Annotated in this window: 25 protein-coding genes; 8 read left to right on the top strand and 17 right to left on the bottom strand. The window is 62.1% G+C overall.

The window, feature by feature from the left end; all coding sequences use genetic code 11:
- Window positions 1–9: 9 nt before the first annotated feature.
- Both LB516_RS13580 and LB516_RS13575 read right to left on the bottom strand, forming a co-directional pair.
- Window positions 10–606: a histidine phosphatase family protein gene (locus LB516_RS13580; protein WP_140617543.1), complete on the bottom strand. Its 597-nt coding sequence runs from the start codon at window positions 604–606 to the stop codon at window positions 10–12.
- Entirely contained in the window at window positions 603–1,706 is a 1,104-nt protein-coding gene (locus LB516_RS13575) for an inositol-3-phosphate synthase (protein WP_140715386.1), read from the bottom strand. Before LB516_RS13575 ends, LB516_RS13580 begins: the two co-directional genes overlap by 4 nt.
- Here LB516_RS13575 and LB516_RS13570 point away from each other — a divergent pair.
- A complete protein-coding gene (locus LB516_RS13570; protein ID WP_224719753.1) occupies window positions 1,620–3,608 on the top strand; it encodes a hypothetical protein in 1,989 nt (662 codons plus the stop codon). The two genes, LB516_RS13575 and LB516_RS13570, sit on opposite strands and share 87 nt — an antisense overlap.
- Before the next feature lie 6 nt (window positions 3,609–3,614).
- Here LB516_RS13570 and LB516_RS13565 read toward each other — a convergent pair whose 3' ends face one another.
- The 9 genes from LB516_RS13565 to LB516_RS13525 all read right to left on the bottom strand — a co-directional run bounded on the left by LB516_RS13565 (window position 3,615) and on the right by LB516_RS13525 (window position 12,846).
- Window positions 3,615–3,815 (bottom strand): hypothetical protein, encoded by a 201-nt coding sequence (locus LB516_RS13565; protein WP_015319152.1) that lies wholly within the window; start codon window positions 3,813–3,815, stop codon window positions 3,615–3,617.
- Between the two features lie 80 nt (window positions 3,816–3,895).
- A complete protein-coding gene (locus LB516_RS13560) occupies window positions 3,896–4,942 on the bottom strand; it encodes a UDP-glucuronic acid decarboxylase family protein (protein WP_140715382.1) in 1,047 nt (348 codons plus the stop codon).
- A gap of 23 nt (window positions 4,943–4,965) precedes the next feature.
- Window positions 4,966–6,069 (bottom strand): glycosyltransferase, encoded by a 1,104-nt coding sequence (locus LB516_RS13555; protein ID WP_140715380.1) that lies wholly within the window; start codon window positions 6,067–6,069, stop codon window positions 4,966–4,968.
- Window positions 6,066–7,160 (bottom strand): glycosyltransferase, encoded by a 1,095-nt coding sequence (locus tag LB516_RS13550; protein WP_140724269.1) that lies wholly within the window; start codon window positions 7,158–7,160, stop codon window positions 6,066–6,068. The genes LB516_RS13555 and LB516_RS13550 overlap by 4 nt, the downstream gene beginning before the upstream one ends.
- Window positions 7,157–8,287: a glycosyltransferase gene (locus tag LB516_RS13545; protein ID WP_015319148.1), complete on the bottom strand. Its 1,131-nt coding sequence runs from the start codon at window positions 8,285–8,287 to the stop codon at window positions 7,157–7,159. The genes LB516_RS13550 and LB516_RS13545 overlap by 4 nt, the downstream gene beginning before the upstream one ends.
- 2 nt (window positions 8,288–8,289) lie before the next feature.
- Entirely contained in the window at window positions 8,290–9,390 is a 1,101-nt protein-coding gene (locus LB516_RS13540) for a glycosyltransferase family 4 protein (RefSeq protein WP_224683410.1), read from the bottom strand.
- Window positions 9,375–10,667: a TIGR04295 family B12-binding domain-containing radical SAM protein gene (locus LB516_RS13535; RefSeq protein ID WP_224719714.1), complete on the bottom strand. Its 1,293-nt coding sequence runs from the start codon at window positions 10,665–10,667 to the stop codon at window positions 9,375–9,377. Before LB516_RS13535 ends, LB516_RS13540 begins: the two co-directional genes overlap by 16 nt.
- Window positions 10,664–11,743 (bottom strand): NAD-dependent epimerase/dehydratase family protein, encoded by a 1,080-nt coding sequence (locus LB516_RS13530; RefSeq protein ID WP_224683408.1) that lies wholly within the window; start codon window positions 11,741–11,743, stop codon window positions 10,664–10,666. The genes LB516_RS13535 and LB516_RS13530 overlap by 4 nt, the downstream gene beginning before the upstream one ends.
- On the bottom strand, window positions 11,740–12,846 hold the full coding sequence (locus LB516_RS13525; protein WP_224719713.1) for an NAD-dependent epimerase/dehydratase family protein: 1,107 nt from the start codon (window positions 12,844–12,846) through the stop codon (window positions 11,740–11,742). Before LB516_RS13525 ends, LB516_RS13530 begins: the two co-directional genes overlap by 4 nt.
- A 215-nt stretch (window positions 12,847–13,061) precedes the next feature.
- Between LB516_RS13525 and LB516_RS13520 the strand changes: the two genes are divergently transcribed.
- Window positions 13,062–13,334 carry a hypothetical protein gene (locus tag LB516_RS13520; RefSeq protein ID WP_015319143.1) on the top strand — a complete coding sequence of 91 codons (273 nt, stop codon included), beginning with the start codon at window positions 13,062–13,064 and terminating at the stop codon, window positions 13,332–13,334.
- A 144-nt stretch (window positions 13,335–13,478) separates the two neighbouring features.
- Here the strand turns inward: LB516_RS13520 and LB516_RS13515 are convergent, their stop codons facing one another.
- Both LB516_RS13515 and LB516_RS13510 read right to left on the bottom strand, forming a co-directional pair.
- Window positions 13,479–14,075: a response regulator gene (locus LB516_RS13515; protein ID WP_015319142.1), complete on the bottom strand. Its 597-nt coding sequence runs from the start codon at window positions 14,073–14,075 to the stop codon at window positions 13,479–13,481.
- 4 nt (window positions 14,076–14,079) lie between these two features.
- On the bottom strand, window positions 14,080–14,322 hold the full coding sequence (locus LB516_RS13510; protein ID WP_140617534.1) for a hypothetical protein: 243 nt from the start codon (window positions 14,320–14,322) through the stop codon (window positions 14,080–14,082).
- A gap of 83 nt (window positions 14,323–14,405) precedes the next feature.
- On the opposite strand from LB516_RS13510, the gene LB516_RS13505 reads away from it, so the two are divergent.
- Window positions 14,406–17,516: a CheR family methyltransferase gene (locus LB516_RS13505; RefSeq protein WP_140617533.1), complete on the top strand. Its 3,111-nt coding sequence runs from the start codon at window positions 14,406–14,408 to the stop codon at window positions 17,514–17,516.
- A gap of 20 nt (window positions 17,517–17,536) precedes the next feature.
- Window positions 17,537–17,884 (top strand): response regulator, encoded by a 348-nt coding sequence (locus LB516_RS13500; protein ID WP_245262903.1) that lies wholly within the window; start codon window positions 17,537–17,539, stop codon window positions 17,882–17,884.
- A gap of 23 nt (window positions 17,885–17,907) precedes the next feature.
- Here LB516_RS13500 and LB516_RS13495 read toward each other — a convergent pair whose 3' ends face one another.
- The 3 genes from LB516_RS13495 to LB516_RS13485 form a co-directional block, all read right to left on the bottom strand.
- Window positions 17,908–18,147, bottom strand: coding sequence for a hypothetical protein (locus LB516_RS13495; RefSeq protein ID WP_015319139.1), 240 nt, complete (start codon window positions 18,145–18,147; stop codon window positions 17,908–17,910).
- A gap of 126 nt (window positions 18,148–18,273) precedes the next feature.
- Window positions 18,274–19,452: a zinc-dependent alcohol dehydrogenase gene (locus tag LB516_RS13490; RefSeq protein WP_140617532.1), complete on the bottom strand. Its 1,179-nt coding sequence runs from the start codon at window positions 19,450–19,452 to the stop codon at window positions 18,274–18,276.
- Between the two features lie 126 nt (window positions 19,453–19,578).
- Entirely contained in the window at window positions 19,579–20,364 is a 786-nt protein-coding gene (locus LB516_RS13485) for an SDR family NAD(P)-dependent oxidoreductase (RefSeq protein ID WP_224719712.1), read from the bottom strand.
- Between the two features lie 355 nt (window positions 20,365–20,719).
- Here LB516_RS13485 and LB516_RS13480 point away from each other — a divergent pair, with 355 nt between their 5' ends.
- The 4 genes from LB516_RS13480 to LB516_RS13465 all read left to right on the top strand — a co-directional run bounded on the left by LB516_RS13480 (window position 20,720) and on the right by LB516_RS13465 (window position 22,161).
- On the top strand, window positions 20,720–20,986 hold the full coding sequence (locus LB516_RS13480; RefSeq protein WP_015319136.1) for a hypothetical protein: 267 nt from the start codon (window positions 20,720–20,722) through the stop codon (window positions 20,984–20,986).
- Entirely contained in the window at window positions 20,983–21,207 is a 225-nt protein-coding gene (locus LB516_RS13475; protein WP_015319135.1) for a hypothetical protein, read from the top strand. Before LB516_RS13480 ends, LB516_RS13475 begins: the two co-directional genes overlap by 4 nt.
- Before the next feature lie 252 nt (window positions 21,208–21,459).
- On the top strand, window positions 21,460–21,678 hold the full coding sequence (locus LB516_RS13470; RefSeq protein ID WP_140715361.1) for a hypothetical protein: 219 nt from the start codon (window positions 21,460–21,462) through the stop codon (window positions 21,676–21,678).
- A gap of 255 nt (window positions 21,679–21,933) precedes the next feature.
- A complete protein-coding gene (locus LB516_RS13465; RefSeq protein ID WP_181172959.1) occupies window positions 21,934–22,161 on the top strand; it encodes a hypothetical protein in 228 nt (75 codons plus the stop codon).
- 4 nt (window positions 22,162–22,165) lie between these two features.
- On the opposite strand, the gene LB516_RS28855 is transcribed toward LB516_RS13465, so the two are convergent.
- A complete protein-coding gene (locus LB516_RS28855) occupies window positions 22,166–22,300 on the bottom strand; it encodes a hypothetical protein (RefSeq protein WP_263484678.1) in 135 nt (44 codons plus the stop codon).
- Window positions 22,301–22,362 lie beyond the last annotated feature (62 nt).

Raw genomic sequence — 22,362 nt, 5'->3', positions numbered from 1 at the left:
ATTTCCTCGTCAGGCAGCTTCGTTCAATCGCAGGAGCTTCGAGCCCCAGTCGCCCGATACGATCGTCGTGATCGAGGCGGGATCGATGTCGAAGCGAAAGCAGTCGCCTACCGGCAAGCCAAGCACCTTGCAGACGGCGGCCTTAATCACATCGGCGTGGCTGATCAGGGCGACACATTGGTTCTGATGCAGCTCGCGGACGCCGTTCATCAGCGAGACGATGCGCTCCTGGACATCCAGCATGGTTTCGCCGCTCGGTGTCCTGGCCTCCTGCCGCTGATCGTTCCACGCGCGCCAACTGGCATCGCCGTTCAATTCGTCGAAAGTCTTCCCCGACCAGTCGCCGAAGTCGATCTCGTCGAGTTCGGCGCGGATCGCGATTTCGCCCACACCGCAAGCGAGAGCGATCGGCACAGCCGTCTCCTGCGTGCGCTCGCGCGGGCTGCATAGAATGGCTGCAATCGTCTCACGGGCCATGCGGCCGCCAAGCTGCTCGGCTTGAGCCTTGCCGGCCTCGCCGAGACATACACCGGCCATGCGGCCCGCAAGGTACGAGCCGACATTGTCGTGCGCCGCATGGCGGATCAAAAAGAACGTCGTCGTCATTCCGCGGCATCCAGCAATGGCTCGTCCTTGCCGGCGATGAAAGCGAGCGTGCGCTGGCGCGCTTCGGCGTCGGTGAACTGTTCGGGTGGCGATTTCATGAAATAGCTGCAAGGACCCGTCAGCGCCCCGGCAATGCCGCGGTCGAGCGCGAGCTTGGCGCAGCGCACCGCATCGATCACCACGCCGGCTGAATTGGGCGAATCCCACACTTCCAGCTTGAGCTCGGCATTCAGCGGCACGCCGCCGAAGGTCGTGCCTTCGACGCGGATGTAGGCCCATTTGCGGTCGGTGAGCCAAGGCACGTGGTCGCTGGGGCCGACATGGATGTTGCCCGGCTCCAGGGGAACATCGAGCTGGCTGGTTACCGATTGCGTCTTGGAGATCTTCTTCGATTCCAGCCGCTCGCGTTCGAGCATGTTGAGAAAATCGGTGTTGCCGCCGAAATTCAGCTGATAGGTGCGATCGATGCGCACGCCGCGCTCGCGAAAGAGATTGGCCAGCAACCGGTGCACGATGGTGGCGCCGACCTGGCTCTTGATGTCGTCGCCGACCAGCGGCAGCCCGCGTTGCTCGAAGCGCCGGCGCCATTCCGGACGCGAGGCGATGAAGACCGGTATGCAATTGACGAAGGCACAGCCGGCCTCGAGCGCGCATTCAGCGTAGAAGTGCGTCGCCTCTTCCGAACCCACCGGCAGGTAGGAGACCAACACATCGGCTCCGCTGTCGCGCAGGATCTCGCTGACATTGGCAACCGGTCCGGGCGCTTCTTCGATTTCGTCGCGCAGATATTTGCCGATCCCGTCAAGCGTCGGCCCGCGTTCGACGAGAACGCCGGTCGTCGGCGCGTCGGCAAAGCGGAACGTGTTGTTGGGGGGAGCGTAGATCGCATCCGCGACGTCACGGCCGACCTTGCTTCTGGCGACATCGAACGCACAGACAATTTCGATGTCGTCGACGTGATAGCCACCGAGATCGGCATGCATGAGCCCCGGGATCGGTTCGTTGCTTTTGGCATGACGATAATAGGCGAGGCCCTGCACCAGGGAGGACGCGCAATTGCCCACTCCAACGATACCAACACGAACTTTTTTCGATCCCACGAAACTGCCGCCCTATGCTGTTCAAAGGTAAGTTCCTTGCGCCGAACCGCCACCGTGCCGGAATGTTCCTTGGCTTGGTCAAAAATTGCGCGAAGCAGCATGGATCGAAGCCGCGCGCGCCGCGTTGCCCGCACGGCAAGCACCGGAAATCGACCAATGATCGTCTACGGCGACCACAAGCGGACCGAGAATGCACGACAGCTTCAGGAGGCGGCGATCGAAATGGCCCAAGGCCTCGATCGCATGCCTTGCGGCATCCGGCGCCATGCCGCATTGGTCGGGCTGTTCGTCAGCGTGTCGGAACTGGTCCAAGGGCTCGCGGATGTCGACTTCAAGGCCCGGGGCGTCGACACCAATTCGCCTTCGCAACGGCAAGGCGCCAGGCTACTGGTCGGGCTTGCGGCAGAGGTGGCGAGGTCGTGGCGAAGCGGGTTCGCTGTGGACGGTGGCATCGACCCGCGACTTCTCCAAATGCTGACCGCACTCGATTGCAAGGCAGAGGTTTTGACCGGCTCGTCCGAGGGCTACGCGCATTATGCGCTTTATCCAGAGAGTTATCTCGGCGCGGCGCAGGTATCAGGTCTCGATGCGAACACATGCGTGATCGGCATCCGCAGCATCGGCCTGGGGCTCGCGGCCATGGTGGCGGCCGCGATCGGTGCGCCGGCGCCCATTAGCGTGCGCCCGATCGGGCATCCTTTCGATCGGCGCCTCAATGCCGATCCGCGTTTGGTCGCGGCCTGGAGGAACGAGCCGTCGGCTCGTTTCGCGGTCGTCGACGAAGGTCCCGGCCTGTCGGGAAGTTCGGTCCACGCCGTCGTCGCGTGGCTGAGAAAACAGGGCATCGATACGGACCGCATTCACCTGTTCCCCAGCCATTCGGGCGATCCGGGCGCCGAAGCGTCGCCGGATATTCGGGAGACATGGGTGCGCTGCCGCAAACATGTGGCGATAACGTTCGAACGCACCTTTCCCGAAAGCTCGCAAAGTCCAACGCTGCGCGATTGGGTAGCCGAGGCGGTCGGCAGTCCGAAATTGCGCTTGACCGAAATATCCGGGGGCGCGTGGCGCTCTCTTCACTACGCCGACGAAAAGCGCTGGCCACCGAGCACACGCGGCACCGAACGGCGAAAGTTCCTGGCCTCCGCGGGTCAAGACCGCTGGCTTGTCAAATTTGTCGGCCTCGGCGAAACCGGGCTGCGCAAGATGCAAGCCGCCAGGATGTTGCATCAAGCCGGATTCGGACCGCAAGTCATCGGGGTCTGCCACGGTTTTCTGGTCGAACGGTGGACCGACGGAACCACGATGGATCAGCTGCCGCTGTCCAGGCAGAGACTTGTCGCGGCGTTCACACGCTATCTGGCCTGGCGTGCGACCAATCTGCGGACCTGCGAAGCCGGCGCATCATTGCTCGCCCTCGCGGAGATGGCGGTTCACAATGCTTCCGAAGCTTTGGGCGAAAGCCAGGCGGCTAGACTGCGGACCTGGTTCTCGAAGCAGACGCCCGCAAAGGTGTTGGAACGGGTCGAGATCGACGGCAGGCTTCACCCCTGGGAGTTTCTGGTCGGTTCCGATGGTACGCTGATTAAGACGGATGCAGTCGACCATTGCCGAGGACACGATCTGATCGGCTGCCAGCCGATAGAATGGGATATTGCCGGCGCCTGCGTAGAACATGACTTGTCCGAAGCCGAGGCGACGACGTTGATCGGCGGCATGGATAGCCGCATCGACGCCAGGCTCATCGATTATTTCAAACCTTGCTATTTGGCGTTTCAGCTCGGGCTGTGGAGCATGGCCGCCCAATCCGAGAATGGCTGGGAAAGAGCAAGGCTGGAGGAGACGGCAAACCGATATGAGGCAGGGCTGACACGGTTCCTGGGCCAGGCCAGGGCCGATTAGTCTGCGTCAATCCAGCCTGCGCAGCATGTCTGCTTCCTGCTCGAGAATACTGGCCACCTCCTCCCGCTGCAGATGCGTCATCATCAGGCTGACACAGCACTCCAGATAGGTGATTGAGGCTCGCCGCAAATACGCAGCCGTCTCTCGTTCCGCCATCTTGTCGATATCGGTCCGAGATCGCTTGGGGTGCATGAGGAGGTCCTCCATATGTGGTCCTCCTGTCAAACCAAAAGCTTGCCTGGATGTTCCCGCGGGAATCGATGCGAAGATGTGACCGCGGTCCGGCATCAGGCAGGGAGGTTCTGCAGCCCGCCTGACGTGGGTCTCGCCCTTGTGGACCGTCCTGCCATTTGAGCGCCGATCGAGCCGCCTTCAAGCATGGCGAAATAGCTGATCGTCCGCGCGAGCCCCTCGTTGAGAGGCACTCTTGGCGTCCAGCCGAGCAGCGCTTTTGCGCGCGAGATGTCGGGCTGCCGGCGTCGAGGATCGTCCTGCGGCAGCGGCAGGAACGTCATGTCCGATTTGGTGCCGGTCATGGCCTTCACCAATGCCGCCAGTCGCACGATGGTGAATTCGCCGGGGTTGCCCAGATTGACGGGCTTGCCCGGATTGGGATTGATATCCATAAGGCCCATCAACCCATCGATCAGATCGGAGACGTAGCAGAAGGATCGCGTCTGCATGCCGTCGCCGAAAATCGTCAGCGGGCGCTTCTCGAGCGCCTGCATGATCAGGTTCGAGACGATGCGGCCGTCCGCCGGATCCATTCTCGGCCCGTAGGTGTTGAAGATACGCGCGACACGAACGTCGGCCTTGCCGGCTCGCAGATAGTCGAAGCAAAGTGTTTCGGCGGTGCGTTTGCCTTCGTCGTAGCAGGCGCGTGGGCCGGTGCAGTTCACATGGCCGACATAATCTTCCCTCTGCGGATGTTGCTCCGGATCGCCATACACTTCACTCGTGGAGGCCTGCAGCAATCGCGCGTCGTTGCGGGCGGCGAGTTCGAGCAGGTTCAACGTTCCGATGACGCAGGTTCGCGTGGTGTGGATCGGATCGGCCTGGTAACGCGGCGGCGAGGCGGCGCAGGCCATGTTGAAAATGCGATCCACCGGCTCGCCAAGCTCCAATGGACGGCAGATATCCTGCTCGATCAACCGGAAACCCGGCTGGTCCATGATCGCGTTGATGTTCTCCATGCGACCGGTAAGAAAATTGTCGGCGCAGATCACACGCCAGCCATCGCGTAACAATGCTTCGCAAAGATGCGAACCGAGGAAGCCCGCGCCACCGGCGACGAGCACCGTCTTTGCCCTTTGCGCTTTTTTTGTTTGTCGCATCGCGATTTTCTCCTGTCTGCCAGTCATGCTGCACTTCCGATATCGAGATCGAGGACCACCGCCCCCTTTTGCGTAAGCGCCGTGATGAATTCGCGAGCCCTGGCCGCACCGGTGTGGGAGGCAAGGACGAGTTCGCGTGCCCGGTCGGCCATCGCGAGACGTGTACGAGCCGATTCCCGGGACAGGATCGCGACGACCTCGTCCGCCATCCTGGCCGTGTGGATCGTCGATGCGGGAAAGAAGCTGTCGAGGCCTGGCCAGCGGTCGCTGATGATCGGCGTGCCGCAAGCCGCGGCTTCGAAAAGGCGCACGCTGGGGGACCATCCCGCGGCAATCATGGAACTGCGTGTGACGTTCAGGGTGTAGCGCTGACGGCTATAGAATGCGGCATGATCGGCCGGCGGCAAGTGTTCGATGCGCTCGACATTGTCGGGCCAGTCGATGTCGGACGGATATTGCGAGCCGGCCACGACGAAACGCCGATCCGGCATGCGCCGTGCAGGCTCGAGCAGAAGCGCGTTGAGTGTGGCTTGCCGGTCGGCGCTGTAGGTGCCGAGATAACCGAGATCCCAGCCGATCGGATCGGCGGTGCGGTGATGCCGTTCCGGATCGACCGAACAGTAGAGCGGCTCGGCGCGGCGTGCGCCGAAGGTCTGCGTCAGATCGGCAAGCATCGGGCCGCCGGCAAAAGAGAAATAGATGTCGAAGTAGGGGATTTGGCGCCAGCTCAGATAGTCGCAATCGTCCGCCGACAGCTTCGCCAGGGTCACCGGCGTGTCGATGTCGTAAAAGCAGAGTTGTCCTTTGCAAAGTGAAGCGACGGTGTCGATCACCGCGCGCCCTTCCGGTACGAAGGAGCCGATCACCACGACATCGGCCTGTTGCAGACACCGCGCGTAGTCGCGTTGCAGTTCCTGCACGGTTTCGTAGTAGCGCAAGGCGCAGAAATCCGGATCGCGCAAATCGCGGTGATTGGCGTACCATGGCACATCGCGCTCCAGAAAAGTTACGCGATGGCCGAGTTGGTGGAGGCCTTTCAACAGACCTCGAAAAGTGGTGGCATGGCCGTTTCCCCAGGACGAGGAAAGCGACAGGCCGAGAAAGACGATGTCCAACTGCCTGGTCATTCGGCTGCCTCCACGGTCCCGTGCGTCAAATGCCGTTTGAAGACCGCATCAGCCACGGCCGCCCGCAATGCGTAGGTATGATCGGCGAGAACGCGTCGAAGTGCGGCCTGGCCGATCGCCTTTGCCCGAACTGGGGTCAGCGCCTGCATGATTTCGGCGACATCGCCGCCGTCGCGCGCCACAAGGATCTCCTCGTCGGGCTTCAGGAACAGCTCGACGCCGAGCCAGGCATCGGTGATCAGGCAAGCGCCGGCGCCGGCCGCCTCGAAGACACGCGTGGCGGGTGAAAAACCGTTCGCGGCCATGCTGTCGCGGCTGATGTTCAGCACCGCCTTCGGCGTGACATTGAAGGCGTTGTGATCGCGGGTGCCGACATGGCCGAGCCAGCCGACATTGGCGGGGAGCGGCTTGTCGCCCCACCCAGATCCGCCGAGCAGAAAACGTTGTTCCGGCAGCTGGCTCGCAGGATCGAGGAAGAACGATCCCACACGCGCTTCACGATCCGGCAGCCTGTTTCCGAGAAACGCCAGATCGCAGGCAAAACGCGCATTGCTGGCGACCGGGTGGTGCGTTTCGGGATCGAGCGCATTGTAGATTGGCACGCACTCGTTCGCGCCCATGGCACGATAGGCCCAGACTACGGGATCGCCGCCGCCATAGGTCAGCACAAGGTCGATTTCTTGCAGCGCACGATGCAGCGGGTGGTCCGGCTCGTCGCGCAGCTGGGCGAGCGTCGCCGGCGCGTCGACATCCCAGAATACGATGAGCGCATCACTGCGGGCGTGGTCGAGCACGGCGCGAAGCAGCGCCTCGTCCTCGAAGCCGACGCCACTCGCCTTGACGACGATATCGGCCTCGGCGGCACGCGCCGCCACCTGCATCAGGGCATGGTGGGTTGCCTCGTAGACGACGACAGAGCACCAGTCCGGCGCCTCGATGTCACGGTTCTTCTGCCGGTCATAAACGTCAGGTTCGTAGAAGGTGATTTCGTAGCCCAGTTGCGAAAGCGCCTTCAGCAATCCTCGGTAATAGGTCGCGGCGCCGTTCCAGTAGGACGACAAGAGGCTCGATCCATAGAATGCGATCTTCATGCTGCGGCTTCCTTTGCGGCGGTCAGCTCGGCGGTGTGCAGGGTCGTGCATTGCCAGAGCACGTCGAACAACTCGTCGACGCGGTGACGGCAGGTGTGCCGCGAGCGGATGGTCTCAAGACCCGAGGTCACCAGGGAGGCCGCAAAATCGGGATCGGCCAACACCGCCTGGAGGTGTTGCCGCATTTGCGATCCATCCTCGGCAAACAGGAAGTCGATGCCGGGCCTGAAAAGCTGCTCGACGTCGGACCAAGGCGCTGAAATCAGCGGGATGCCGCAGGCAAGTGCCTCGAACATGCGGATCGTCGGAATTCCGGGCAAGCCTTCACGATAAGGACGCCGCGGGATGTGCACGGTGACACGATGCGCGGCGAACACCTTCGGCACGTCGGCATTGGCGATCCACCCTTCGTAGCGCAGACCGGCGGCTGCCAGATCGGCAAGTGCCGGCTCGGGATAGCGAACCCCGTGAACAGTGGCCTGAAGACCGAGATCGCGCACGGGTTCGATCAGGAATTCCTGGATTTCGGCCGTCCGCTCGTCATCGCCCCAGTTTCCGATCCAGACCAGGTCGGACGTCGCGTGGATTTCCGGGTGCGGTTTGAACAGCCGATCGTCCGCCGCTTCATGCCAGGTGAAGACACGCTTGCCCCACCCGGCGCGCAGATAGCTCTCGCGCAGCGCTTCGCCAAAGGCGAGAACGCCATCATAATGTTCCAGGCGGAGCGCCGAGATTGCCTCGGTGGCCGACACGGCGCGGTGATGGGTGTCGTGAAACAGCAAGGTGAATTTGCCGCCATCGGCCCGGGCACGGCCGATGCGAGCGACAAGCTCCGGGTCGGTCCATTCGTGGACGATCACCACGTCGGCCTCGGCGATCCAGGCTTCATGGTCGAACCCGGCATCGTAGGTCACCGGCATCAATTCGGGGAAATCCTTGCGAAAACGTTCGATCGCGAAGGATCCCCTCTCGGCCAGTAGGTTCGATCGGCTCCAGCCGTCCGCCGGCTCCAGAGCGATGGCCTGATGCCGGCGCGCCACCAGTTCGCGCATGACGCCGCGAAGGAAATGGGCATTGCCGTGGTTCCAGTCGGAGACGAGCGAGTGGGTGTAGAACAAGAAGCGCATGATCAGCGCTCCGCCACGGCCAGCGCCGCCTTTTCGTAGACATCGCGCATGGCCGCTGCCTGTCTCCCCAGGGTGAACCTGCGGCTTCGGCGGAGGGCGGCGTGGCCGAGCTCCCGCCTATGCCCCGCATCGCTGGAAAGACGATTGATGCAGGCAGCGAGATCATGCGGGTCGCGACCGTCAAAGAACATCGCGGCCCCGTCCCATAACTCGCGATAGGTCGGGATGTCCGAGAGCACCAGGGGCGTTGCCGACATGGCCGCTTCCAGAGCCGCCAGACCGAACGGTTCGTAGAGCGACGGAGACACGAAAATACCGGCGCGGGCCATCAGGGAGCGCACCTCGCCATGCGGCAGTGCTCCGAGAGGAACGGCATGGTTGACGGTGGCGCGCTCGCCGTTCGGGCCGTGAAGCGAACCGGCTGTAAAGAGAGGCCATTGCGTCAACGAGGCGGCCTGGTCGACCACCACCACATTCTTTCCCTCGTCCCACCAGCGGGCGGCGGCGAAGACGAGCGGCTGGCGGGTTTCTGCTGTCGGGACGGGGCGTGCGGCATTTCCGACGACGTGAAGGCGTGCGATCGGGCCATAGCAGGTCTCGAGCATCTCGGCATGGCTGCGGCTTGGGGCGATGACTGCGTCGGCCCTGTCGAAGCCGCGCCTGTTGCGCTCTTTCTGCCAGCTCCATGCGCTATCCAACGCCTGTCCCTTGACGGAATGGAACCATGTCGTCACGCATGAATGCGAGACGACTATGACTGGGCAAGGCGCGTCCAACCCCACCGCCTGCGTCGGTCCGTTGAGATGGACAAGGTCGATGGCGTAGTCGCGTATCGGCGCACGCAATTCCAGCGGCAGACGGTCGAGCTCGCCGGCGCTGCGGGTCATCCAGTCCAGTGGCGTATTCAGCCAGATGAGCGTCGCGAAGGAGCGTGCCTCTTCGGCCTGTTGCCTTGATGGTTGCGGCCCCAGGCCGGCGAACACAACGCTGTCGCCGCCATTGACCAGTTCCCGGCCGAGATCAAGCGCATAGCGCCATACTCCGCCCATGGCGTCGACGGTCATCAGGATGCGGCGCTTGCGTGGCGTCAGTGTCCGCAACATGCCGCCTCCAGTTCCGCCAGCGGGCGCGGGCGCTTTTCCTGGATGTCGCTGAACTTCTGGAACGATGCGAGGTAATGATCATGGGCGCGCTCCCAGGCGAGGTCGTCGGGTTCGCCCCAAAGCTCGCGATAGCTGGGCGAACTCGGATATGGATAAAGCGGTACGGGTTCATTGGCCCACACGCCATTGTCGATCAGGTGGGCGCGCCAGTGATCGACAAGGGCAGGATCGTCCTCGACGACGCCGATCAGATTGGCCTGGACGAAGGGAACGTGGCGTCTGGCCTTGACCAGCAGCGCGGCAAGCTCCTCGGTGCCCAGCCGGCAGCGCTTCGCCAGCATGGCCCGCCCTTCCACCGTCAGGCTTTCGAGGCCGGCTTCGATGGATACGCAGCCAGCCGCGCCCAGCAGTTCCAGCAGCTCGGGTTTCCAGAGATCGATGCGGGTCTGGACGCCGAATTTCACATCGCGGCCGACCAACGCCTCCAGCAACGCTTTTTGGGGCAGGAAGATTTCGTCGATGAAGTAGATGTAGCCGACACCTTGGGCGATCAGCCCATCGATTTCAGTCACCACCGCTTCGTGGTTGCGGCGGCGATAGGCATCGCGGAAATCGATCTTGGCGCAGAAGCTGCAATTGTAGGGACAGCCGCGCGACGCCTCGACCTCGGCGCCGAATCCAAGCTGTTGGTCATCGAACCGGTGATGGTGGTGTGAATGGGCGGCAATCCAGTCGGATGGCCATTCCAGCGGCGGGTGATCGACAAACGAACTGGAATGGACGCCGCCGTTCGAAACCAGCTTGGCATCCCGCAGATAGGCGGTTGAGGGTACCGCGCTCCAATCGTCGCGTCGTGCAAGTTCCGCGACGACTTCCTCGCATTCGCCGCGCACGACAATGTCGACGCCCAGCTTGCGCAAGGTCGGCGCCGGCGTCGCCGAACCATGTGGCCCGACCGCGACCGTGCGTCCGCCACGCCCGGCCAGGCGATTGAGGAAATCGGCCGGCACCCGCAATTCCGGCGGTGCGCAGCGCCAGAACAGATAGGTTGGCGCGGTGCTGACAACCGTCATTGCCGGCGCGAAATCAACCACGCGTTCGCAGAGCCCGGAATTATCGAGTTTCTGCAATTGTCCGTCCAGCATGAGCACCTCATGCCCGGTCGCCTCGATCAGGGCTTTCGAATAGCCGAGTTCCAGGGGCAGATGCGGTTGGCGGCAGCCGAAATAGATGCTGTCGTCATATGTCCAGGACGGGTTGACCAGGGCTATTCTCATGCGACGTACCTCACGGCTTCGGGGCGGGGCTCGAGCCGGTGGCGCTGCAGCCAGTCGGCGAGATCGCGAATGCCCTCACGCCACGCAACCTGCGCCTTCCAGCCAAGCGCGGTTTCGATCTTGCGGGTATCGGCGACGAAGAAGGGCTGGTCGCCGGTCCGTTCCCCATCATGGCGGACCGAGAGCTCGCGACCGGTCAGGCCGCCGATCTCGCTCAACAGCATACGCAGGCTGAGCGCGTTTTCAGGTCCGCCGCCAAGATTGAATGCCTGGCCCTTGGTGATCTCGATCTCGTCCAGCACGGCCCTGTAGGCGGCGACCGCATCGGAGACGTGCAGGATGTCGCGCACCTGCCTGCCGTCGCCGTAGATGGTGATTTCCCGTCCCGTCAGGGCGCTGAGCAGGAAGTGCGCTACCCAACCCTGGTCCTCGGTTCCAAACTGGCGCGGTCCGTAGATGCAGCTCATCCGCAGCACCGCCGTCGGCATGCCGTAGGACTTGGCATAATCGAGCACATATTGGTCCGCCGCGCCCTTGGAGCAGCCATAGGGTGTGCAGAAATCGAGGCCGCGAGCCTCGTCGATCCCGCCGGCCTGGATCGCGCTATCGCAAGGTATGTAGCGGTCGTCGTCCGCGCGAACCGCGACGTCGGGGAGGCTGCCGTAAACCTTGTTGGTGCTGGCGAAAATCACCGGGATGCGCTCGCCGCTCAGCCGCGCCGCTTCCAGCACGTTGAACGTTCCGCGAAGATTGATGTCGAAATCCTCGTCCGGCCGGACCAGGCTCGTGGTGACGGCCGTCTGCGCGGCCAGATGGAAAATCGCCTTGCATCTCATCAGGGCCGGCGCCAAGGCATTGGCGTCCCGCACATCGATGGTCTCGACCGTAAGGCGGCCACCGTGTTTCTGGGCAAGCCATTGCAGGTTCTGTTCGACGCCGGGACGGCTGAGATTGTCGACCACCAGCACCGGCTCGCCATCCGACAACAGGCTGTCGGCCAGGTTTGATCCTATGAAGCCGCTGCCGCCGACGATGGCGACCGGCGCTTGGCGTCGGTTGCGTGCGCCCGGGCTCATGACACCAACCCGCGCTCTTCGAGTTCGCGCTTCATTTCGGCGCCGCGATCGACGGCGGCCGTGTTGCGCACCCAGGAAACGAAATCCCCGAGAGAGTTCTCCAATTGCAGGCCGGGTTCGAAGCCGAGCAGCTCACGAGCCTTGGAGATATCGGCGAAGCAGTTGCGAATGTCGCCGGAGCGCGCCTTGCCGAGCAGCTCGGGCGAACGGTTCGGGGTTCCCATGGCTTCGGCCAGCAATCGCGCGACTTCGCTGATCGCATAGGCGCGGCCGCTGCCGATGTTGATGACGTGGCCCTTTGCCTGACGTTGCTGCAGCGCAAGGCGAAAGGCGCGGGCGACGTCATGCACATGAACGAAATCGCGCTTCTGTTCGCCATCCTCGAAGATCATCGGCCGTTGGCCATTGGCGAGACGTGAAGCGAAATTGGCCAGCACGCCGGTATAGGGATTTGATAGCGCCTGGCCGGCACCGAAGACATTGAACAGGCGCAACGCGACCGCATCGATGTTGTACGCTTCGCCAAAGATCAGCACGGCGCGTTCCTGGGCGTATTTCGTCAGCGCGTAGATCGAGGCGAGGTCGACCGGCTTTTCTTCATCCGTCGGCAGCGGCGAAAGGGGTTCGCCTTCCGGCGACAGCGGATTCCACTGTCCGCTTTTGATGTCGCTTGACTTGCGCCTTGCATTGTCGATGCGCCGGCCGTCGGGCGTGGCATAGAGGCCCTCGCCATAGACGCTCATCGAGGAGGCGACGACGATCCGTTCGACCGGATGCTTGATCAGCGCTTCAAGCAATGTCGCCGTGCCGAGATCGTTGGTGCCGACATAGCGCGCGATCTCGTACATTGATTGTCCGACGCCGACTTCCGACGCCAGATGAATGACGGCGTCGACGCCTTCCAGCGCCTCGGCAACGGCTTCGCGGTCGCGAATGTCGCCCTTGATCAGTTCGGCACCTGCGGGAAGGGCGACCGCTTCACCCGCATGCACCTGCTCCAGCAGGGCGTCGAGAATGCGAACTGAATAATCCTGAGCGATGAGTTCTTGTGTGACGTGGCGGCCGATGAAGCCGCAGCCTCCTGTAACCAATATGCGTTTCACGACGACTCCTCGGACAAATGACCTCGGCGCCCCGAACTTTTCGGCAAAAGGTTTGTTCCCTGTGCTTCAACAAAGTTCCCTTCGCGGGCTTCGCCTGAAAGCAAGCGCAACACCATCGGCCCGCGATGCGGGAACATTGCCGCCGGTATGCTGTTAGGGCGCTCGACAGCCGCCGTGACGCCGAAAGGCGAAGCCGATGATCAAGGGAGATTTCAATGTCGCAGTCCCAGACGACCACCAATCACGACGAAATTCGCAAATGGGCCGAGGAGCGGCAGGGCCGGCCGGCGGTGGTCCGCACCAAGGGCGAGGGCGGCATCCTGCGGATCGACTTTGGCGAGCCCGAGGAAGCATTCGACCCCATCGATTGGGACGAGTTCTTCCGGATATTCGACGAGAACGATCTGGCCTTCCTTTATCAGGCCAAGACCAGCGACGGAAAATCCAGCCGTTTCAACAAATTCGTCGAGCGCGATCGCAAAGGTTAAGAAGGCCTGGCGGCCGATGCAGCGGGCCCCAGAAAATCTCGAAAGTCGCTGGAACAATCGACTGCCCTATTGCTTCGGGCGCTGATCCAGAAAGGTGATCCAGCAGCCCCCAAGGGAAGCGCCTTGGCCTCGGCCCAGGAGAATTCAATGCATCAGCTTTGCGCCGCGGGCTTTGGCCACTTCTCGCATGACGTCGTTGAGCCAGTTTTCGGTGGACTGGCCAAGCTGCCGGTGGTCGACGTCCCGGATCGCTTGCTCGAGTGTCCTCTCGACCAGCCGGTCCGATGCGTTGACGTCTCCCAGCAGAAGACGCGCCGCGAGGCGCAGTTTGGGCAAAAGGGTGAAAACGTCGTCTGGCGGGGAGGGCACGGAGATGTCCGCTTGTTCGGACGCCTGCGGCGGAAAAAGGGCATTGAACACAGCCTTGCTGCCCGAGGATTTCCGCAAATTGCTGGCGTAACGGAGATGCTCGGGGATGGCGATGTCGTTGTCGCCGCTGAAGAATACGAAGGGGATACCGCGGCGCATCAACTTGTCGGCGATCGGAAACACACGTCGGCCGTTGAGATTGACGTCCAGGATTGCAGCTTCGGCTTGATCGGTATGTTCAGACGCCTGCTCGACGGTAGCGGCGGGCCCGAGAATGATAGCACCCATGTTGCTGAAAAACCTCGCAAGATCTCCAGCCATCGACCATTCGTCTTCGACAATCAGAAGATGCAACCCCCGCAGATCGCGCACGTCGTCATCCTTTCTTCGAACGGAGTTTAGGATGCAAAGAAGGCACTTCCACTTTCCTGTCATCCAGCGCCGCTTGCAACCGTTTCGCAAGCACCAGCATGCGATCCGGGATGGGCCCATCGAGACCTTCGATTAATTCAGGCGCCCCCGGCACCATTGGCGCCAGGAGTTTCAGGCCAGCAGAGCGTTTTGTCATTGAACCACCATGGATATCGGGTTCAACGTCATCCTTGCTGACTTGTTCCATCCTCCCTGCGCGCTATATGGTTGTGTCCTGTCCGATCCGACGTTGAGAGGCTTCATGTCGGTCGGGCGAAAGGGGGACAAGCCGTGACAGCCCGATCAATCAAGTTCCCCATCGTCGGCATCGGTGCGTCCGCTGGTGGCATTCCCGCAATGGAAGGGCTTTTCAAGGGCATCACCGACCGGCCCGGCATGGCGTTCGTGATCATCACGCACCTCAGTCCCAAGCGCAACAGCCTGCTGCACGAGGTCATCGACCGCTACACCGCCATGCCTGTCGTGGTGGTCGAGGACGGCGTGGCCGTCGAACCCGACCACGTCTATGTGATGCCGGAAAACGTCACTCTGGTCATCGAGAATGGCGTGCTGCACCTGCGGCGCCCCAATGGGCTTACCCAGGAGCGCAAACCTGTCGATATCTTCTTCAGCGCACTGGCCGACGACCAGGGCGAATACTCGGTCGGCGTGATTCTGTCGGGCGGTGATTCCGATGGCACCCTGGGCGTGAAGGCGATCAAGGAGCGGGGCGGGCTCACCGTCGCGCAAGCGCCGGACGGCTACGGTCCGCGCAACCCCGACATGCCGCAGAGCGCCATTGCCAGCGGGCTCATCGATGTTGCCGTGCCCGCCGAGGAGATTGGGGCGAAGCTCGAGGCTTACGCCAGGGGCTTCGACACGCTGGACGGGCTGAAGAACGAAGAGGACGACCATGCGGCCGACATAGATAAGGTCCGCGAACAGATATACGGCATTTTGCGCAGCCACTCCGGCCACGACTTTTCAGGCTATAAAACCAAGACATTCCTGCGCCGCATCAAGCGGCGCATGCAGATCGCCCAGATACAGTCCATCAATGGCTATATCGACTGGCTGAAGAAGGACCCTCGCGAGGTGATGAACCTGTTTCGCGATCTGCTGATCAATGTCACCAACTTCTTCCGCGATCCCGATGCCTTCGAATTGCTGGAGCAAAAGATCATCCCGCGGCTGTTCGAGGGCAAGACCGCGACCGATACGGTCAGGGTCTGGGTTCCCGGCTGCGCCACCGGCGAGGAGGTGTTCTCCATCGGCATCCTGCTGCGTGAACACATGGAAACGCTTTCAGCCGTTCCGCGCGTCCAGATATTCGCCACCGACATAGACGAGCCGGCCCTGGCCGTGGCGCGCGCCGCACGCTATCCCGAGGCCTTGATGCAGGGTCTTTCCCCGGAGCGCAAACAGCGGTTTTTCAACGGCGATGGCGAAAGCTACGTCATCAGCAACGAGATCCGGGAACTGTGCATCTTCTCGCCGCACAGCGTCATCCGCGATCCGCCCTTCTCGCGCATGGATCTGGTTTCGTGCCGCAATCTGCTGATCTATTTCGGCCCAGCCATTCAAAGCCGCGTTCTTCCTGTCTTCCACTATTCGCTGAAGCCGGGTGGCTATCTTTTCCTCGGCACGTCCGAAAGCGTCGGGCAGCACGAAAATCTGTTCGCCACCGTCGACAAGAAACATCGCCTCTTCCAAGCACGGGAGCATGCCTCGCCACATATCAGGCTGCCGGCGCTGATCGGGGATGTCCATTCCGGCGTCTTTCCCGCCGAAACCGCCGGCTTAAAGAAGGGCACGGTCGGCTATCCGCTGCGCCAGGCTGTCGAGGCGCAGGTGCTGGAGCGGTTCGCGCCGCCGCATGTCCTCGTCAACGCCGAAGGCGACGTCGTCTACTATTCGGCGAGGACCGGAAGATACCTCGAAGCGCCGCAAGGCATCCCCAGCCGGCAGTTGCTGACGATGGCGCGCCGCGGGCTTCGCCTGGACCTGCGCGCCGCATTGAGGGAGGCGACGACGACACGCCGCACTGTTGTGCGGGACAATCTCGCCGTCGAGGAAGACGACGAACGCGTCCAACCGATCAGGCTGACCATCGAACCCCTGGCCGAGAGGGGCAATGGTGAGCCGCTTTACCTTGTCCTCTTCGAGCCGTCGGGCCCGACCCAGGCCCGATCCGATGAGGACGGGGGCGGCCGTGACAGCGACAGCACCGCCGATCTTGAGCGGGAACTGCGCGACACAAGAGAGCGCCTTCAATCCACCATAGAGGAATACGAGACGGCCCTCGAAGAGGTGAAATCGTCGAACGAGGAACTCGTCTCCGTCAACGAAGAGGCGCAATCCACCAACGAGGAACTTGAAGCGTCCAAGGAAGAGATGCAGTCGCTCAACGAAGAGCTCAACACGATCAACGCGGAGTTGACCAGCAAGATAGAAGAGCTCGATCACGCCAACAGCGATCTGCGCAATCTGTTCGAAAGCACCGACATCGCGACCATTTTTCTCGACCGCAGTCTTGTGGTGCGGACCTTCACGCCGGCGGCCTCATCCTTCTTCAGTCTGCGCCCCTCCGACGTCGGCCGACCGCTGACGGATCTGTCGAGCCAACTCGATTATCCCGAGTTGAAGCAGCACATCGACAAGGTGTTCGAGACAGGCGAGACCCTGAACCACCATCTTGCGCGCGATTCCAGGGGCCTGTTTCACATGGTCCGCATCAATCCCTATCGGGACAAGGGCAACAGGATACAGGGCGTCGTGGTGACACTGGTCGACGTCACCACCCTGGCGCGGGCGGAAGAGCATCAGCAGGTGCTCATCTCGGAGCTCAACCATCGCGTCAAGAACATGCTGGCGGTGATCGCCAGCATCGCCAACCGGACGCGGGACAGTTCGGATACGAAAGAAGAGTTCGCGGAGGCCTTGATCGGCCGGTTGCATGCCATGTCCCGGGCCTACGGACTGCTGACCCGCGAGAGGTGGAAAGAAGCTTCGGTCAAGGAACTGCTCCACCAGGAACTCGAGCCGTTCGGCATCGAACGGATCGAACTCGATGGCGACGACGTTAGACTCGGCCCGCAACAGGGGCTTTCCCTCAGTATGGCCATCCATGAACTGGCAACCAACGCGGCCAAGTATGGCGCCCTGTCCAAGCCTCGAGGCAGGATTGGTGTCAGATGGGCGATGGACGGCGATAATTTCACGCTTGGCTGGCGCGAAAAGGACGGCCCTCCGGTCAAGGAGCCGTTGAACAACGGCTTTGGCCTGAACCTGTTGAAGGGGGAAATCGGCTACAGGCTCGGGGGCCAGGTCGACACCTCCTTCCACAAGGAAGGTCTTGAGGTCCAGATCGCTTTTTCGGCAAACCACAAGGACGCGCCGTGAGCGACAGACCGCGCGTTCTGGTGGTTGAGGACGAGTGGCTGATCGCGGAGGACGTCGCGTCTGATCTGCGTGCGGCGGGCTATCCCGTGGTCGGGCCTGTTTCGTCCGTTGCCGCAGCACTTCGGCTGGTCGAGGCCGATAAGGTCGACATGGCGTTGCTGGACGTTCAACTGAACGCCGAAACGAGCCTGCCGATCGCGGAGATATTGCTGACTCGCGGCACTCCTTTCGCGTTCGTAACGGGATATGGGCGGGGCGATCTTCCCGCCCGGTTCCGAAACTGCAAATTCGTGGCAAAACCCGCAAGCGAAGCGGCCATCCTCACTGCCGTGGCCGACCTGGCATCGCTTCGCGCCAAGAAACCGTGATCCAAAGAGCTAGCCTGTCGCGATCAATCCAGCGGCTTGTCGGTGGGCCGGGGCGTGGTGCTCGCCTGGCGTGGCCGACCGGCATTTCGGTTGGCGACCGGATTGTCCAATGGAACGCTTGACGGGCGCGACGCGCCCGCGGTCTTTGGCGTCAGCGGTTTTGCACCGGCATCCGTGTCGCTGGCATCCCTCCTTGGGTGCGGCAGGCCCTCGGCGTTGGGTGACCGGACGGCGGGTTTCGAGGCAGAATCTTCCTTGGCCATGATGGTTCCTTTCCTTGCACGAAACGATTTCAATCATCGGCACGATTGAAAGTTCCGCGACCGCGACGGCGCCATGAAGGGGAAGGCACGAGCGAAGACGAAACGGTTCTCGTGCCGATGAACGGCTCACCCATGCGGCCGCATGACCACCTTGATGCAGCCGTCCTGCTTGTCGCGAAACGTCTTGTAGAGATCGGGCCCGGCTTCAAGGCCGGCCCTGTGCGTGATCACGAAGGACGGGTCGATCTCGCCGGTCTGGACCTTGGCCAAAAGCGGTTCGAGATACCGCTGCGTGTGGGTCTGGCCCATACGGAACGTCAGGCCCTTGTTCATCGCGGCGCCAAAGGGGATATGATCGACGAGGCCGATATACACGCCGGGGATCGAAATGGTGCCGCCCTTGCGGCAACAGTAGATTGCTTCGCGCAGCACATGTGGCCTGTCGGTGCCGAGGAAGGCAGCCGCCTTGACCTTGTCGAGCATGGAGTCTGCACTGGCGCCGGCATCGGCTTCGGTACCCACGCAATCGATGCAGCGATCCGGCCCTCGGCCATCGGTCATCGCCATCAGGGCGTCGTAGATATTTGAATTGCTGAAATCGAGTGTCTCGGCCTTGCCATGTTCGCGAGCCATGGCCAGTCGTTCCGGAACCTTGTCGATCGCGATGACGCGACCGGCGCCGAGCATCCATGCGCTCTGGATGGCGAACTGGCCGACCGGACCGCAGCCCCAGATCGCGACCGTGTCGCCGGGCTCGATGCCGGCGTTTTCCGCTGCCATGTAGCCGGTCGGAAAGATGTCGGAAAGAAACAGCACCTGCTCGTCATCCATGCCTTCCGGCACCTTGATCGGGCCGACATCGGCGAATGGTACGCGCAGATATTCGGCCTGGCCGCCCCAATAGCCGCCAACCAGATGCGAATAGCCGAACAGGCCGGCCGGCGATTGTCCCATCACCTCGGCCGCTTGCTTGGCATTGGGATTGGACCGGTCGCAAAGCGAGAACAGCCCCTTCTGGCAAAACCAGCATTCGCCGCACGAAATGTTGAACGGCACCACGATGCGGTCGCCCTTCTTGAACTTGGAATGACCGCGGCCGACCTCCACGACCTCTCCCATGGTCTCGTGTCCAAGCACGTCGCCCGATTCCATGGTCGGCATGTAGCCGTCCATCAGATGCAGGTCCGAGCCGCAAATGGCGCAGCAGGTGACCTTGATGATGACGTCACGGTCATCCTCGATGGCCGGATCCTGCACCTGATCGCAGCGTATATCGCCTTTGCCGTGCCATGTGAGGGCTTTCATCCTGTTGCTCCTGCGTTGACTATTTTGAGGTATCGGCAAATGCAGCTTTCATTCAGCCGAAGTGGGCGCCACCGACGATTACCTTGCGATACTCGCAAAGGGTCTGCGTCCGCAGACAGGAAGAGATCAGTCCCTGGACGCTGAACCCGGCTCGGCCATTTTGCGGTGCTGTTCGGCCAGCGTACCTGCCGGAGCGATATGCGCGGCGGCGACCTGCAGCTTGTTCTTCCAGCCGCTGATCACTTGTTCCTCTCCCGCCATCATCGCCTCATAACCGGTTCTGGCGACATCTGCCGGATCGTCCTTCTCGTCGGTGCCGACCTTGGTATCCATCATTTCGGCGCGTTCGAAGAACCGCGTCTGCGTCGCCCCTGGCATCAGCACCGTGACTGTGACGCCGGTGTCCCGCATCTCATGGCGCAGCGCGATCGAGAAGGAATCGATGAACGCCTTGGTGCCGTTGTAGACGGCCTGGAAAGTGCCGGGCATGAAGCCGGCAATCGATCCGGTGAACAGAATTCGGCCACGGCCGCGGCGTGCCATCCTGGCGCCGAGCTCATGCGCAAGGTAGACCGTGCCGGTGATGTTGGTGTCGATGACCCGGCGAACCTTCTGCCAGTCCTGGTCGAGAAAGCCGTCGCCGAGGCCGCGTCCGGCGTTCAGGAACAGAAGGTCGATGTCGCGATCGCCGACCCGCGCAATGAGTTGATCGACGCCTTCGACGGATGCCAGATCTGCCTCGACGGCTTCAACGGTCACATCATGCGAAGCCAGAGCCTCGGCCGCCTGTTGGACCGCGGGCTCGTCGGCGGCTATGACCAGGTTATAGCCGTCCTTGGCGCATAGTTTGGCAAGTTCCCTCCCGATGCCGCTCGATGCGCCCGTCACCACGGCCAGCTTTGCGTTGGTCATCATGTCCTCCGAAGTTCGTTCCGGCCGAACCAGCGGGGTCCCTGATTGTTCCGCGTGGACCGGATCGAATGCCGGGCTGCCGAAGGGCCATGCCAGTCGACCCCCTTGGCGCGTTCAGGCACGAACAACGCGAAGATGACGAAGTGGAACAACTGAGGCCGATCCAGGTTCGGTGTCGTGCGGCGTCGTCGCTCCCCTTGTTTGGCGCCGCGCGATCGGGTTCCCCTCAGCCTGATCAGCCCGCGCGCTCCCCGGCCGGGAGGCGCGGGCTTTCTCATGAGCTTGGCGGTCGTGTTTCGAGTTCAGCTGGGAACAACCCACACACTCGGCAGTTCGGCGCGCAGGAGAAACGAAAATGCAATATGCCGATGAAATCGCGCTCAGGCGCGTGAAGATGCTGGTCGAACAATATGTATCCGCCAGAAGCAGGAGATATGACTTCGTCTCGACCGAGTTGGCGTGCAAGGCCATTCGTCAGCTGGTTCGCAGCCCCATCGACGATAGCGAGCTGGATCATTTGCTGGCTAAAAGTGCCGTCAAACAAGGGCTTTCCATCCGGTTCGATCGAATAGGTCCCTTGCAGGTTGCTTCACCCGAACTCATCCAGGAAAAGTCAGTATGAAAGCGATGTGGTTGATTTGGTCGGCATCGGCGTTGCTCGCCCTGGCGGCGTGCAACAACAATGCCGACCCCGTCAAATCCAAGACGGATACGATGAACAGCCAGCCGGTGAACAAGAATCCAACGACGGATACCAATCCGACACCGCAGTCCAGCACCGGCGGGGACCAGCAAGGCACGCAGCCGACACAGCCGGCATCACCGAAGCCATCTGGTGGTTAGGGTTTTGCCGTTGCTTGCCCGGGTAGTGACGCCGGCGAGAATCGTGAGACGCGCATGAGTTGCAAAGTGACGCCGCGTCTGGTTTCGATATGATCGCAACAGCAAGGGCGCACGGCGCTGGCGCGACCCGGTCGCGCTCGATCCGTTGCGGTTGCCACGCTGCTGTGGGACGCCCGGCGCCCGGCACCGGTGCCACCTGGCTGTGGAACTATTTTCGTCATTGGCTGTTCGGCAGGCGAAGGGAGCCGCAGGATGGAACGACGCAACGCACTACTCTCGCTGGTGATAGCCGTTGTCATCATCGTCGGTTTCCTGATCGGCTTTCTCTACGTCGATGTGGGGTGGCGCACCTCGCCCCTGAAACGAGCGCCTGAGCAGAACCAGGGCGGCAACGCTCCGGCGGACACCTCACCGGCTGCAGGGGTCAAGAAAGACCCCAAGGAAAATACCGAGATGCCGGGGCAGCAGTGATTCTCGGCTCGCCAACAGCCGCAACTTGGTCACCAGTGGCGCCGTCTTTAATTTCAGCCGAGGGCGTTGTCTGTCCTCCACCGTGTTATGCCTGACGTTCCTTCTGCTCCCGGCCTGGTTGGTCGCTGGTTTCCCGACTGGCTCTGCCATCGCGCTTCGAATATCGAAACGGCGCCGGGCGCTTGCGTGCTTCTCGGAACATCTCCGCTGGACTGACCATTATCAGGATGGAGAGCAAAGCTATGGAGCTTGGTGATGGGTATCCTTTCCGATCTGGACAAGAAGCTGACGGACAACCTGTATGAACACGGCAGTGAGCTCACCGACGCGGTAGCGGACCTGCCGCGGCCGGTCGTTGAAACCGTCGACCGGCTGATGCTTTTCATTCAGCCCGAAGCGCGCGAGACAGTGAGAAATCAGGTTCTTGGCCTGGTTCACGAATACCGGATCGAGAACCCTGCAGACCCAACAGAGCAGGATTGAACACCTAGCCGTTCTGGTCGATCGCGTGGGGCGCGGGCTGGCTGCCGCTATCGTTGCTCGTTCTATGGCTGCCGAGCCACAACCAAGCCGCGATGATGACGACCGCCACGATGGCTATCCAGACTATGAGACGAGGCATTGCCGAATCCTCTGTGCAGCAGTCCATCACGTCGATGATCAGGACGGGTCGCCACCTTCCCG

The organism is Mesorhizobium sp. CO1-1-7, assembly GCF_020164885.1.
In the GTDB taxonomy this organism is placed as follows: Bacteria; Pseudomonadota; Alphaproteobacteria; order Rhizobiales; family Rhizobiaceae; genus Mesorhizobium; species Mesorhizobium australicum.
This window is presented reverse-complemented; position numbering and strand designations above follow the sequence as displayed.

Excerpts from the sequence above, each read along its gene's own strand:
- LB516_RS13520 (WP_015319143.1), top strand. The coding sequence starts at position 13,062 with ATGTCGCAGTCCCAGACGACCACCAATCACGACGAAATTCGCAAATGG.
- LB516_RS13480 (WP_015319136.1), top strand. The coding sequence starts at position 20,720 with ATGCAATATGCCGATGAAATCGCGCTCAGGCGCGTGAAGATGCTGGTC.
- LB516_RS13475 (WP_015319135.1), top strand. The coding sequence starts at position 20,983 with ATGAAAGCGATGTGGTTGATTTGGTCGGCATCGGCGTTGCTCGCCCTG.
- LB516_RS13465 (WP_181172959.1), top strand. The coding sequence starts at position 21,934 with ATGGGTATCCTTTCCGATCTGGACAAGAAGCTGACGGACAACCTGTAT.
- LB516_RS13560 (WP_140715382.1), bottom strand. The coding sequence starts at position 4,942 with ATGCGACAAACAAAAAAAGCGCAAAGGGCAAAGACGGTGCTCGTCGCC.
- LB516_RS13580 (WP_140617543.1), bottom strand. The coding sequence starts at position 606 with ATGACGACGACGTTCTTTTTGATCCGCCATGCGGCGCACGACAATGTC.
- LB516_RS13540 (WP_224683410.1), bottom strand. The coding sequence starts at position 9,390 with ATGTTGCGGACACTGACGCCACGCAAGCGCCGCATCCTGATGACCGTC.
- LB516_RS13485 (WP_224719712.1), bottom strand. The coding sequence starts at position 20,364 with ATGACCAACGCAAAGCTGGCCGTGGTGACGGGCGCATCGAGCGGCATC.
- LB516_RS28855 (WP_263484678.1), bottom strand. The coding sequence starts at position 22,300 with ATGCCTCGTCTCATAGTCTGGATAGCCATCGTGGCGGTCGTCATCATC.
- LB516_RS13555 (WP_140715380.1), bottom strand. The coding sequence starts at position 6,069 with ATGACCAGGCAGTTGGACATCGTCTTTCTCGGCCTGTCGCTTTCCTCG.
- LB516_RS13470 (WP_140715361.1), top strand. The coding sequence starts at position 21,460 with ATGGAACGACGCAACGCACTACTCTCGCTGGTGATAGCCGTTGTCATC.
- LB516_RS13545 (WP_015319148.1), bottom strand. The coding sequence starts at position 8,287 with ATGCGCTTCTTGTTCTACACCCACTCGCTCGTCTCCGACTGGAACCAC.
- LB516_RS13510 (WP_140617534.1), bottom strand. The coding sequence starts at position 14,322 with ATGGAACAAGTCAGCAAGGATGACGTTGAACCCGATATCCATGGTGGT.
- LB516_RS13535 (WP_224719714.1), bottom strand. The coding sequence starts at position 10,667 with ATGAGAATAGCCCTGGTCAACCCGTCCTGGACATATGACGACAGCATC.
- LB516_RS13550 (WP_140724269.1), bottom strand. The coding sequence starts at position 7,160 with ATGAAGATCGCATTCTATGGATCGAGCCTCTTGTCGTCCTACTGGAAC.
- LB516_RS13570 (WP_224719753.1), top strand. The coding sequence starts at position 1,620 with ATGACGATAATAGGCGAGGCCCTGCACCAGGGAGGACGCGCAATTGCC.
- LB516_RS13565 (WP_015319152.1), bottom strand. The coding sequence starts at position 3,815 with ATGGAGGACCTCCTCATGCACCCCAAGCGATCTCGGACCGATATCGAC.
- LB516_RS13490 (WP_140617532.1), bottom strand. The coding sequence starts at position 19,452 with ATGAAAGCCCTCACATGGCACGGCAAAGGCGATATACGCTGCGATCAG.
- LB516_RS13495 (WP_015319139.1), bottom strand. The coding sequence starts at position 18,147 with ATGGCCAAGGAAGATTCTGCCTCGAAACCCGCCGTCCGGTCACCCAAC.
- LB516_RS13530 (WP_224683408.1), bottom strand. The coding sequence starts at position 11,743 with ATGAGCCCGGGCGCACGCAACCGACGCCAAGCGCCGGTCGCCATCGTC.